General features: G+C 40.6%; 15 protein-coding genes. 5 read left to right on the top strand and 10 right to left on the bottom strand.

What is annotated here, in order from left to right; genetic code table 11:
* Positions 1–442 precede the first annotated feature (442 nt).
* The 5 genes from GOM47_RS00605 to GOM47_RS00585 all read left to right on the top strand — a co-directional run bounded on the left by GOM47_RS00605 (position 443) and on the right by GOM47_RS00585 (position 5,955).
* A complete protein-coding gene (locus tag GOM47_RS00605; protein WP_235080749.1) occupies positions 443–1,714 on the top strand; it encodes an extracellular solute-binding protein in 1,272 nt (423 codons plus the stop codon).
* 126 nt (positions 1,715–1,840) lie between these two features.
* The gene (locus tag GOM47_RS00600) at positions 1,841–3,133 is read left to right on the top strand and encodes a carbohydrate ABC transporter permease (protein WP_000431414.1); all 1,293 of its coding nucleotides are present in this window, start codon (positions 1,841–1,843) and stop codon (positions 3,131–3,133) included.
* A gap of 1 nt (position 3,134) precedes the next feature.
* Positions 3,135–3,977, top strand: coding sequence for a sugar ABC transporter permease (locus GOM47_RS00595; protein ID WP_235080748.1), 843 nt, complete (start codon positions 3,135–3,137; stop codon positions 3,975–3,977).
* A gap of 181 nt (positions 3,978–4,158) precedes the next feature.
* Positions 4,159–4,959, top strand: coding sequence for a DUF1189 domain-containing protein (locus tag GOM47_RS00590; protein WP_235080747.1), 801 nt, complete (start codon positions 4,159–4,161; stop codon positions 4,957–4,959).
* Positions 4,960–4,968: 9 nt separating this feature from the next.
* Positions 4,969–5,955 (top strand): LacI family DNA-binding transcriptional regulator, encoded by a 987-nt coding sequence (locus tag GOM47_RS00585; RefSeq protein ID WP_235080746.1) that lies wholly within the window; start codon positions 4,969–4,971, stop codon positions 5,953–5,955.
* 30 nt (positions 5,956–5,985) lie between these two features.
* Here the strand turns inward: GOM47_RS00585 and GOM47_RS00580 are convergent, their stop codons facing one another.
* From GOM47_RS00580 to GOM47_RS00535, 10 genes are all read right to left on the bottom strand, one after another.
* On the bottom strand, positions 5,986–6,927 hold the full coding sequence (locus GOM47_RS00580) for a YitT family protein (RefSeq protein WP_235080745.1): 942 nt from the start codon (positions 6,925–6,927) through the stop codon (positions 5,986–5,988).
* On the bottom strand, positions 6,905–8,668 hold the full coding sequence (aspS, locus tag GOM47_RS00575) for an aspartate--tRNA ligase (protein ID WP_235080744.1): 1,764 nt from the start codon (positions 8,666–8,668) through the stop codon (positions 6,905–6,907). Before aspS ends, GOM47_RS00580 begins: the two co-directional genes overlap by 23 nt.
* Positions 8,669–8,819: 151 nt before the next feature.
* Positions 8,820–9,038 carry a hypothetical protein gene (locus GOM47_RS00570; protein WP_000832176.1) on the bottom strand — a complete coding sequence of 73 codons (219 nt, stop codon included), beginning with the start codon at positions 9,036–9,038 and terminating at the stop codon, positions 8,820–8,822.
* A gap of 17 nt (positions 9,039–9,055) precedes the next feature.
* Positions 9,056–9,697, bottom strand: coding sequence for a CPBP family intramembrane glutamic endopeptidase (locus tag GOM47_RS00565; RefSeq protein WP_235080743.1), 642 nt, complete (start codon positions 9,695–9,697; stop codon positions 9,056–9,058).
* 9 nt (positions 9,698–9,706) lie between these two features.
* Positions 9,707–10,405 (bottom strand): ABC transporter permease, encoded by a 699-nt coding sequence (locus GOM47_RS00560; RefSeq protein WP_235080742.1) that lies wholly within the window; start codon positions 10,403–10,405, stop codon positions 9,707–9,709.
* Positions 10,398–11,222 (bottom strand): ABC transporter ATP-binding protein, encoded by an 825-nt coding sequence (locus tag GOM47_RS00555; RefSeq protein ID WP_235080741.1) that lies wholly within the window; start codon positions 11,220–11,222, stop codon positions 10,398–10,400. The genes GOM47_RS00560 and GOM47_RS00555 overlap by 8 nt, the downstream gene beginning before the upstream one ends.
* A gap of 11 nt (positions 11,223–11,233) precedes the next feature.
* Positions 11,234–11,935, bottom strand: coding sequence for a DUF3169 family protein (locus GOM47_RS00550; RefSeq protein ID WP_235080740.1), 702 nt, complete (start codon positions 11,933–11,935; stop codon positions 11,234–11,236).
* 13 nt (positions 11,936–11,948) lie between these two features.
* Entirely contained in the window at positions 11,949–12,299 is a 351-nt protein-coding gene (locus GOM47_RS00545) for a PspC domain-containing protein (RefSeq protein WP_235080739.1), read from the bottom strand.
* 2 nt (positions 12,300–12,301) lie between these two features.
* Entirely contained in the window at positions 12,302–12,499 is a 198-nt protein-coding gene (locus GOM47_RS00540; RefSeq protein WP_235080738.1) for a hypothetical protein, read from the bottom strand.
* Positions 12,499–12,702, bottom strand: a complete 204-nt coding sequence (locus GOM47_RS00535) for a helix-turn-helix transcriptional regulator (protein WP_125395540.1) — start codon at positions 12,700–12,702, stop codon at positions 12,499–12,501. Before GOM47_RS00535 ends, GOM47_RS00540 begins: the two co-directional genes overlap by 1 nt.
* Positions 12,703–12,766 lie beyond the last annotated feature (64 nt).

Below are 12,766 nucleotides of genomic sequence, written 5' to 3'. Positions count from 1 at the left end.
GCGCAATTAAGGCGCAAACGTTTGCGTTAATTTAAGTATAACGCATTTCAAAAACAAATGCAAGCGTTTTTAAAAAATTTTTTTGAATTATTTTAATCAAACAAAACTTGTTGCCACTGATATTTTATGAAATAAGCGAAAAAATTTTAAAGATTTTCTGATTTAAGATAATTCATTCCCAATATCTGCTCTATTTTCTGAAAAACCGAGCCGAATTTACGCAATCGTTTTCCTAATATATTTTCAATTCAAAAAAAACAAACATTTTAAGTTCTTTCCTATATATGGGCTTTAACAAATGTTTGAAACCTTAAAATTTTTTTAAAAATTTTTCTAAAAAAGCTTGCAACCGTTTTCTATTTGTGCTATACTAAGTTCGTAAAAGAAAACGTTTGCGTTTTCTCATTAAATTATTTTTGTTATTCTTTAGGAGGAATACACTATGTCATCTAAATTCATGAAGAGCGCTGCTGTGCTCGGAACTACTACTCTTGCTAGCTTACTTTTGGTAGCTTGCGGAAGCAAAACTGCTGATAAAGCAGCTGATACTAGCTCATCTGAAGCAAAAGAAATCACTTTCTACGTTGAAGACCAATACAAAGCCTACGCTGAAAAAGTTGCTGCAGCTTATGAAAAAGAATCAGGTACAAAAGTTAACATCAAATCAGGTGACCAACTTGGTGGACTTGACAAACTTTCTCTTGACAACCAATCAGGTCAAGCTGCTGACGTTATGATGGCACCATACGACCGCGTAGGTAGCCTTGGTACTGACGGACAACTTTCAGAAGTTACTTTGAGCGATGGTGCAAAAACAGATGATAAGACTAAATCTCTTGTAACAGCTGCTGACGGTAAAGTTTACGGTGCTCCTGCCGTTATTGAGTCACTTGTTATGTACTACAACAAAGACTTGCTAAAAGAAGCTCCAAAAACTTTTGCTGAATTAGAAGAACTTGCTAAAGACAGCAAATACGCTTTCGCTGGTGAAGATGGCAAAACTACTGCATTCCTAGCTGACTGGACAAACTTCTACTACGCATACGGACTTCTTGCTGGTAACGGTGGTTACGTATTCGGACAAAACGGTAAAGACGCTAAAGACATCGGTCTTGCAAACGACGGTTCTATCACAGGTATCAACTACGCTAAATCTTGGTACGAAAAATGGCCTAAAGGTATGCAAGATACTGAAGGTGCTGCAAACTTGATCCAAACTCAATTCCAAGAAGGTAAAACAGCTGCTATCATCGACGGTCCTTGGAAAGCTCAAGCATTCAAAGATGCTAAAGTAAACTACGGTGTTGCTACTATTCCAACTCTTCCAAATGGTAAAGAATACACACCATTCGGTGGTGGTAAAGCTTGGATCATCCCATCAAGCACTAAGAACCTTGAAGCTGCACAAAAATTTGTAGACTTCCTTGTTTCAACTGAACAACAAAAAGCATTCTACGATGCAACTAACGAAATCCCAGCTAACACTGAAGCTCGTTCATACGCTGAAGGTAAAAACGATGAGTTGACAACAGCTGTTATCAAACAGTTCAAGAACGCTCAACCAATGCCAAACATTTCTCAAATGTCAGCAGTTTGGGATCCAGCTAAAACAATGCTCTTTGACGCTGTAAGTGGTAAAAAAGATGCTAAGACAGCTGCTAACGATGCTGTAACATTGATCAAAGAAACAATCAAACAAAAATTTGGTGAATAATTGAATTCGTTACAAGGGGGGAGAATACAGATCCCCCTTTGATTTTATAAATTTACGAATGATTGCAGTTGCCTATCTAGTAATTGGAGACAAACTTCAATCTCGTATCCTATGAAAGGAGTATTCATGGAAAACCAACAACCTAGCAAAGCAGCCTTGCTTTCAGTGATTCCTGGGTTAGGACAGATTTACAATAAACAAAAGGCCAAAGGTTTTATCTTCCTTGGTGTCACTATCGTATTTGTTCTTTATTTCCTAGCACTTGCAGCCCCTGAATTGCACAATTTGATCACTCTTGGTGACAAGCCAGGTCGTGATAATTCCCTCTTTATGCTGATTCGTGGTGCCTTCCATTTAATCTTTGTAGTCGTTTATGTGCTCTTTTATTTCTCAAATATTAAAGATGCACATACAATCGCAAAACGTATTAACAATGGAATTCCTGTCCCACGTACTTTTAAAGATATGATCAAAGGTATTTATGAGAATGGTTTCCCTTACCTCTTGATCATCCCATCTTACGTCGCTATGACATTTGCGATTATCTTCCCAGTTATCGTAACCTTGATGATTGCCTTTACCAACTATGACTTCCAACACTTGCCACCAAACAAATTGTTGGACTGGGTTGGTTTGACTAACTTTACAAACATCTGGAGTTTAAGTACCTTCCGTTCAGCCTTCGGTGCGGTTCTTTCTTGGACCATCATCTGGGCCTTGTCTGCTTCTACTTTGCAGATTGTGATTGGTATCTTCACCGCTATCATTGCTAACCAACCATTTATCAAAGGAAAACGTATCTTTGGTGTTATTTTCCTTCTTCCTTGGGCTGTTCCAGCCTTCATCACTATCTTGACATTCTCAAACATGTTTAACGATAGTGTCGGAGCGATCAACACTCAAGTATTGCCTATCTTGGCTAAGGTTCTTCCTTTCCTTGACGGTGCTCTTATCCCTTGGAAAACAGACCCAACTTGGACCAAGATTGCCTTGATTATGATGCAAGGTTGGCTAGGATTCCCATACATCTACGTTTTGACTTTGGGTATCTTGCAGTCAATTCCTAACGACCTCTACGAAGCGGCTTATATCGATGGTGCCAATGCTTGGCAAAAATTCCGCAACATCACTTTCCCTATGATTTTGGCTGTTGCAGCACCAACATTGATCAGCCAATACACCTTCAACTTTAACAACTTCTCTATCATGTACCTCTTCAACGGCGGAGGTCCTGGTAGCGTTGGTGGTGGAGCCGGTTCAACTGATATCTTGATCTCATGGATTTATCGTTTGACAACAGGTACATCTCCTCAATACTCTATGGCGGCAGCTGTTACCTTGATCATCTCTATCATTGTCATCTCTATCTCTATGATCGCATTCAAGAAACTACACGCATTTGATATGGAGGACGTCTAAGATGAATAACTCAATCAAACTCAAACGTAGACTGACTCAAACCCTCACTTACCTCTACTTGATTGGTCTTTCAATCGTGATTATCTATCCACTTTTGATTACTATTATGTCAGCCTTCAAGACTGGTAACGTCGTAGCTTTTAAACTAGATGCTAATGTCGACTTTAGCTTTGCCAACTTCCAAGGGCTCTTCACTGAAACCTTGTACGGCACTTGGTACCTCAACACTTTGATTATCGCTTTGATTACAATGGCTGTTCAAACAAGTATCATCGTACTTGCTGGTTACGCCTACAGCCGTTACAACTTCTTGGCTCGTAAACAAAGTTTGGTCTTCTTCTTGATCATCCAAATGGTGCCAACTATGGCCGCTTTGACAGCCTTCTTCGTTATGGCCCTTATGTTGAACGCCCTTAACCATAGCTGGTTCCTCATCTTCCTATATGTCGGTGGTGGTATCCCAATGAACGCTTGGTTGATGAAAGGTTACTTCGACACCGTGCCAATGTCTCTTGACGAATCTGCGAAACTAGATGGTGCAGGACACTTCCGTCGCTTCTGGCAAATTGTTCTCCCTCTTGTTCGCCCAATGGTGGCTGTACAAGCTCTCTGGGCCTTCATGGGACCTTTCGGGGATTATATCCTCTCTAGTTTCTTGCTTCGTGAGAAAGAATACTTTACTGTTGCCGTCGGTCTCCAAACCTTCGTTAGCAATGTGAAAAACATGAAGATCGCCTACTTCTCAGCAGGTGCTATCCTCATCGCCCTTCCAATCTGTATTCTCTTCTTCTTCCTACAAAAGAACTTTGTTTCAGGACTTACAAGTGGTGGCGACAAGGGATAATCTATCCCCGCCACCCTTTTTTCATTTTGGATCTTATTTCTAAAGTTAAAAGATTAGACAAAAGACCGCAAATAGTAGCAAAATCAGCTTTTCAATAAGCAATTTATCTACTAGGCTTGAAATAAAGTACATTTCTCTATATAATAATACTCATATAGAAAACACTTTTAGAAAGATGCCTATGCTTCCATATCCATTCTCGTATTTTACTAGTATCTGGGGATTTCGTAAGCCCCTGTCAAAACGTTTCGGACTCAACTGGTTTCAACTCCTCTTTACTAGCATTTTCCTCATCAGCTTGTCCATGATTCCAATTGCCATTCAAAACAGCTCACAGGAAACGTATCCACTGGATACGTTTATCGATAATGTCTACACACCCCTGACAGATGAAGTAATCATGGACTTGTCAGAGAATGCGCAGATAGTAGATGGAAAACTGAGCTATTCTGGGACTAAAAATCAGCAAGCTTCTCTTCTGATTGGTCCAAGTCCAAGTAAGGAGTTGCCAAAGGATTTGCAACTTCATTTTGATACTGAAGAACTCATCATCAGCAAGGAAAGCAAGGAACTGACCCGCATTCGCTACCACGCCATTCAAACGGAGAGTTTCCAGAGTAAGGAAGCTTTAACCCAGGCTATTTCTAAAGACTGGTACCAACAGAACCGTGTCTATATCAGTCTCTTTCTCGTCCTTGGTGCTAGCTTCCTCTTTGGATTGAATTTCTTCATTGTCTCTCTTGGAGCTAGTCTTCTCCTTTATATCACCAAAAAATCACGCCTCTTTTCATTTAGGAGCTTTAAAGAGTGCTACCATTTTATCTTGAACTGTTTAGGATTGCCAACTTTGATTACGCTTGTTTTGGGACTTTTTGGCCAAAATATGACAACCCTTATCACTGTGCAAAACATTCTTTTTGTTCTGTACCTGGTCACTATTTTTTACAAGACACATTTCCGTGATCCAGATTATCATAAATAGGAGATTTTTATGCCCGTTACGATTAAAGATGTGGCCAAGGCTGCAGGTGTCTCACCTTCAACCGTAACCCGCGTTATTCAAAACAAATCTACGATTAGTGATGAAACCAAAAAACGAGTTCGCAAGGCTATGAAGGAACTCAACTACCATCCCAATCTCAATGCTCGTAGTCTAGTTAGCAGCTATACTCAAGTTATCGGTTTGGTATTGCCTGACGACTCAGATGCCTTCTACCAAAATCCTTTCTTCCCATCTGTCCTACGAGGGATCGCCCAAGTCGCATCTGAAAACCACTATGCTATTCAGATTGCGACTGGTAAAGATGAGAAGGAGCGTCTCAATGCCATTTCTCAAATGGTCTATGGGAAACGTGTCGATGGTCTAATCTTCCTCTACGCTCAGGAAGAAGATCCACTAGTGAAGCTCGTAGCGGAGGAACAGTTTCCTTTCCTCATCCTCGGAAAATCTCTCTCCCCCTTTATCCCACTTGTTGACAATGATAATGTCCAAGCCGGTTTTGATGCAACTGAGTATTTCATCAAAAAGGGCTGCAGCAGAATCGCCTTTATCGGAGGAACCAAAAAACTTTTCGTTACACAAGACCGTCTAAAAGGTTACGAATTGGCACTCAAACAACACCAACTTTCGATTGATACGAACCTGACCTACTTTGCAAATGAATTTCTAGAAGAAAAGGGGTATCAATTTAGTAAGCGCCTCTTCAAACATGATCCGCAGATTGATGCCATCATCACAACCGACAGCCTTCTAGCTGAAGGGGTTTGCGACTACATCAGTAAGCATCAGTTAAATGTTCCCGTCTTGAGTTTTGACTCTGTCAATCCTCGACTCGACCTAGTAGCCTATGTTGACATCAATAGTCTTGAACTTGGACGAACATCATTTGAAACGATTTTGCAGATTATCAATGACGCGAAAAATAATAGACAGATTTGTTACCGTCAGTTGATCGCCCACAAAATTATCGAAAAATAAAAACCAGCTCCAAAGCTGGTTTTTGCATGTCTAATTGTCCGTTTCTACGAATCGTCCTAGGATGTGGACATTTTCAGATACAGAGACGAAGGCTGTCGGATCGACTTGTTTCATGATGTGTTTAAAATCATTAAACTCTGCTCGAGTGATAACCGTAATCAAGACTGCTTTTCTCTCATGATTATAGGTTCCTTCTGCATCGTTGATCATGGTTGCTCCGCGGTGCAATTTTTTATGGATTTTTTCGATTACCTTGTCAGGATTACTGGTCACAATCATGGCCTGCATCCGTTTTTGCTTGGTAAAGACTGCATCTGTCACACGACTGGATACAAAAATAGTAATCATGGAGTAGAGGGCGTATTTCCAACCAAAGGTCAACCCAGCAATCAACATGATGGTCCCATTGACCAAGAAAGAAATACTACCGACATTTTTCCCCGTTTTCTTGCGAATGGTGAGGCTGACAATATCTGTACCTCCACTGGAAATACTATTGCGCAAAGCAAAGCCGATTCCCAAGCCCATGACAACACCCCCAAAAAGAGCATTGATGATGGGATCCTCTGTCAGCGTCACAACGGGCACAAGCTGGATAAAGAGGGAACTCATGGATACCGTGATAAAGGTAAAGACCGTAAACTTATGTCCAATCTGATACCAAGCCAAAATCATCAGTGGGATATTAATGGCATAAAAGGTTGCGGATACAGGTAGATGGAAACCAAACCAATGAGTACTTAAACTGGAGATAATTTGTGCCAAACCTGTCGCACCACTAGAGTAAACGTGTCCTGGTTGAAAAAAGAAATTGACTGCTACTGCTGACAAAAAGCCATAGACCAGAGAAGCCGAGATTTTCTCATCATATTTTTCCCGAGAGATACTTTGTAAAACTCGTAAGATTTTTATCTGATAAGCAAAGCGGCGCAGATAATAGCGCCACCGCTTAATTCGTTTTGCTTGTTTCATCTTCTTCTACTTGTAAGCTGAGTTCCTCTAGTTGTTTGAGAGCGACTGTTGATGGAGCTTGTGTCATTGGGTCGGTTGCCTTATTGTTCTTAGGAAAGGCAATGACTTCACGGATATTCTCTTCTCCTGCTAAGAGCATCACAAAACGGTCAAGACCGATAGCCAAGCCACCGTGAGGTGGGAAACCATAATCCATGGCTTCAAGAAGGAAGCCAAACTGGTCATTTGCTTCTTCGGCTGAGAAACCAAGAGCCTTGAACATGCGTTCTTGAAGGTCTTTTTGGTTGATACGAAGGCTACCACCGCCAAGCTCATAACCGTTCAAGACGATATCGTAAGCAATGGCACGAACCTTAGCCAAATCACCTTCTAATTCGTGAGCTGTTTCTTCCTGTGGAAGGGTAAATGGATGGTGGGCGCTCATGTAGCGGTCTTCTTCTTCAGACCATTCAAACATCGGCCAGTCAACAATCCAAAGGAAGTTGAATTTATCGCTATCAATCAAGCCAAGCTCTTTAGCAATACGACCACGAAGGGCACCAAGGGTTGCATTCGCCACTTCAAGCGTATCCGCCACAAAGAGAACCAAATCCTTGTCTTCAAGACCAAGCGCTGCAGTCAAGTCTGCTTGGATCCCAGTCAAGAACTTGGCAACCGGTCCGTTTAATTCTCCATCAACTACCTTGACCCAAGCAAGACCTTTGGCACCGTACTGTTTGGCTACTTCGGTCATCTTGTCGATGTCTTTACGTGAGTACTTGTCCGCAGCCCCTTTGACGACAATGGTTTTAACAGCAGGTGCTTCTGAGAAGACTTTAAAATCAACACCCTTGACAACTTCTGTCAGGTCCTGAAGCAACATGTCAAAACGCGTATCTGGCTTGTCAGAACCATAAAGGGCCATAGCATCATCGTACTTCATACGAGGAAATGGAAGCGTCACTTCGATGCCTTTTGTTTCTTTCATCACCCGCGCAATCAAGCCTTCTGTGATATCTTGGATTTCTTGCTCACTAAGGAATGACGTTTCCAAGTCGACCTGGGTAAACTCAGGCTGACGGTCTCCACGCAAGTCCTCGTCACGGAAACATTTAACGATTTGGTAATAACGATCAAAACCAGCATTCATCAAGAGCTGTTTGGTAATCTGCGGGCTCTGAGGAAGAGCGTAGAAATGCCCTTTATTGACACGAGATGGCACCAAATAGTCACGCGCCCCTTCTGGTGTTGACTTAGAAAGGAATGGCGTCTCCACATCGATAAACTCCAACTCATCCAAGTAGTTGCGGATAGAGTGAGTCACCTTGGCACGAAGCTTAAGGTTTTCTAGCATTTCTGGACGACGAAGGTCAAGGTAACGGTAACGCAAACGTGTATCGTCATTGGCCTCAATCCCATCCTTAATCTCAAATGGCGTTGTTTTAGCTGTATTCAGCACTGTCAAAGCTGTCACGTTCAACTCAACCGCACCAGTCGGCAATTTATCATTGGCTTGCTCACGCGCAGCAACTTGTCCAGTCACCTCGATGACAAATTCGCTACGAAGACTTTCAGCTGTTGCCATAACCTCTGCAGAAACTTTTTCAGGGTTGATAACCAACTGCATGATCCCTTCACGGTCACGAAGGTCGATAAAGATCAAACCACCCAAGTCACGACGACGGCCAACCCATCCTTTCAAGGTAATTTCTTGTCCGATGTGTTCCTCACGAACACGACCAGCATACATACTACGTTTCATTGTTTCTCTCCTCTTTTATTCTGTTACTATTTTACCATAAAAGCGCAGGCTCTTCATGAAAATCATCAGAAAAGTTTGATTGTCTTTAGAAATCAAAACGAACAGACAAAAAATCCGATGAAAACATTATCGGATTCTCTGATTATGATTCTTAACCTTTTTTACGCTTTTCAGCAATCTCAGCTGCCTTTTTAGGTAGAACAATCTCCGTCGCATAAGCCGAAGCAAAACGCAAGACACCTGCAATAGGCGCAAAGACAACTGCTAGATAGTTGTAAAAGAAATCGCCTTTAAAGGCATAGGCAAGTGCCCCGATGATAAAGAAGAGAACGACCGCCTGTATCACTGCTAATAAAATTACTCGTTTCATGTGACCTCCTGACTCTATTATAGCATGAGTATCATCAAAAAGCCGATTAAATTATTCAAAGCGTGTAAAGAAATGCTGTAAAGAAGACCTTTTCGGCTCACATAAGCCAGACCCAAACTCAATCCCAGACTAGCATAAACTAAAAACTGTTGCAAAGTCCCTGGAAAATGAATCAAGGCAAAGAGCACACTCGATACGAGGAGAAACAGAGCTGTCTGTTTGCTGTTATTCTGTTTAGGAAAGAGATAGCGCGCCAACATCCCTCTAAAGATGAGTTCTTCCGTCAGAGGAGCAAAGACCACCACCATAAAGAAACCAAAGACAGGCTGAGCTAGTGTCAATTGTGATACAATCTGTTGATTGGCCGACGGATCATCTGGCAAAAAGAACTGGGCTGCAATAGCCACCAGCAAAACCAAGGTTGGCAACCAAATGAAACGATTAAAAGCAGTCGTCTGGATGCTAACCTTTTCTGTCTGATACCACTTGTAAACTCCATAAACATAGGCCCCTGACAGAGCGATATAAAGTGGTAAGACTCCAAAGATTGAAGCCCCTAGTCCAAGAGCTGATAACGCCATACTCTGAACCAGACCATAACCAAAGAAAAAGGATAGAACAGCTAGAATAAACCAGCCAAGATTTTTAAGTAAGTTCATATGGGCCTCCTACTTTCCTTTATAACTATTTTTCAATACGAAGAGGTTTGCTATTCCTAACACAACTACCCAGACAAGTAACATACCAATATTAGAAAAAGATATTTCCCCACCTTTTTTATTTAAAAGATTTGCAATAGGACCGATGAACGAGTAATCCACCACTTTTTGAACCATATCATTTTGAGAAGCAATCATAGGTAAAAATGAGACGATTAACATAGGGAAGAGACTATAGACTTGCGCTTTAGACTGAGTATCTGACACCGCACCGATTAGAAGGTTGAGAAAAATAATACTAATAGTTGCTAGGATCAAATAGATAACATAGGCAAATAAGTAACCTGATACATCTACTTTAAGATAGATTGGTAGTAAAATCATTCCAAGCAACATAATCAACAAAGGGAGAACGAGCATACTGAAAGTATATTCTGTTGCTGTCACTCCACTTAGTATGAGTGATTTAAGATTGCGCTTTTCCTTATCTTCTGCCATCATAATCGATACCATATAACCACTTCCCATACTCAAGACCATCGTCAAACTCATAGAAAGGAGAAACATACTTAATTCTCCACTCTTGTTTAAGAACTCATTATATAGAACAGTCAGTCCAAAAGGCATCAATAATGTCGCTAACAAGGTTGAATTGCTAATAAGAACTTGTAACCTTAACCAAAGAAGGGCATTTAATTTTCTAAACATCTAACTTTTCTCCTGTCAATCTAATAAAGATTTCTTCTAAAGTCGGTTCACAAGAATGAACAGCTATTAGATTTGTCGTATTCAAATGGGGCAATTCTTCAAAAGGAATCACTTGCTCGCGTCCATCTTGGTAGCGTAAACGGACCTTTTTATCCACATGGTATTTCTGGATAATCTCTTGTGGGCTACCATACTCAATCAAGTTCCCCTTATTTAAAAGAGAGAGTCGATCGCAAAGCAAGGTTGCTTCATTCATATCGTGGGTTGTTAAAAAGATCGTTGTACCAGCCTGCTTCAGTTCCTGTAAAAGAGCATGAATCGATTTTGAAGTGGTAGGATCAAGACCACTTGTCGGCTCATCTAGAAAGAGGATTTTAGGGGCATTTAGAAGAGCACGAGCCAAGAACATTCGCTGTTTCATACCTGTAGATAGTTTTTCCGCGATAAGATTTTTGGCATCTGATAACCCAACTTGATCAAGCACTGTATCTACTCTAGAAGCTTTAAGACCGTATAATTTTGCATAAATGAGCAGATTTTTATAGAGGCTCATCTTTTCATAAAAGCCACTGCTATCACTAACAATCCCGATTTGTTCCAAATCATTTGAAGTCAAATTTCGAGAGGACTTTCCTAGAAGAACGGTCTCACCCTGATCTGCAGCTAACTGCCCCGTCAGAACATTGATCATAGTTGTTTTACCTGAACCTGAGGGCCCTAGGAAGCCAAAAATTTCACCCTCTTGAATCTCAAAAGAAATCTGATGCAGAGCTTTCTTGCTTCCAAAACTTTTGCTTACATTTTCAACACGAATCATAGGAACTCCTTTTACTTAAAGTAACGTTTTGTTTTTCTTAATTGTGCAAGGTTAATATAAATGTGAATAGCAACCGCTATAATTAAAGCAATCAACTGTACTTCACCTAACACCAGTGATAAAACCATCAAGAGAATGTAGATAGCTGGCAAGATCGTCTGATTAATCTTGAACAAAATTAAATAAGCCTCTTCCATTTCTGCTTGTTTTTCTCCCTCATCATAAGTATTTAGGAGTTCTAACATTTCCTTAGGGGTTGCCATGATAGAAAGTTTATAATTACGGATCAAGCTAGTCGTGTTGAAGCAGTAGCTACCCACAAAAATTACAAGTATGGTTAAGAGAAAAGGAGATAAAGATAATCTAAACTCAGGAAACATGGTAACTAAGCTGAATAACATACTAACTAGCAAAGTACTGTTAGCCACTGTACCATAATCTAAGAAACGATACATCCTAATATAGTCTTGTTCACTTTGTTCATCGTCTTCTTCTCTTTGGTAGTTATTGTAGGCTTTACGACTCATTCTGGTAAAATAAAGAGCTAAAATTGTTGAAATAATCCCAAGCCAGAAAAAGAAGGTATCCAAAACAAACAGTACTTGATCTTGAGAAATTCCTGAACGAAGATCAGCAAAGCCAGTACCGATCATTCCCAATAAAACACCTAACAGTAAACTCCCCAACAAAATTAATAAATGTTTCTTTTTCATATTTATCCTTTCTCTAAACCAATCCAACCAACCACTGACCAAGCACTTTACCTGATTCAAAAATAGATGTCAATCCCTCTGAACCAAGTGATACTAAAATCAAACAAACAGTAAACAAGAGAATAGCTTGGTTTCTTGCTTTTGTCTCACTAACCCCCAAAGGCTCTTTACTTAGCCAACCGGCAAGATAGGCATACAGAGTGACTGTCAAAATCCCAAATTCAGTCGAAGAAAGAAACAACAAAACCAGCACTAAACGAATGGCATTGGTCTGGATGTTAAAATAATTTCCTAAACCCGCACAGACACCTGCAAGTTCCTTGTGTTCCGTATCTACTTGAAAATCTGCTAAAAACTTTTTCATATTCATTCTCCTTTTTCGCTTGTTAGATTTTTTGATTTCTTTTCAATCCATTCAATTACTGGGATGAGAGCAAAGTAAATCCAAACGAATCGGTCACTTTGATACAGATTAAACCAGCCTAGGTCCATCCCAATCAGTAGAAACACACTGACTAATAGAGCTATGGCAACTACATAATAGATTACTTTATACTTGTTCATCACTCGTCCTCCTCCAAGCGAAATACCGACTCGACTGGTTCATTGAATATCTGTGAAATCTTCAGGGCGATCACAATGGACGGGGTGTATTCGTCCCGTTCTAGTAGGCTAATGGTCTGTCTGGAAACTCCTGCTAACTTGGCTAGTTCGGTTTGGTTGAGGCCATCGCGAGCCCGAAGCTCTTTTAGACGATTTTTTAGCATTCCTTTCTCCTTTACTCTTAACTTGCTTACATTGTAACATATCTTTTTCTTTTTGACAATAATA

Origin of the sequence: Streptococcus oralis (assembly GCF_021497945.1) — a bacterium.
GTDB lineage: Bacteria > Bacillota > Bacilli > Lactobacillales > Streptococcaceae > Streptococcus > Streptococcus oralis_BR.
The sequence above is the reverse complement of the archived record's forward strand: the minus strand, read 5'-3'. Positions and strand labels throughout refer to the sequence as shown.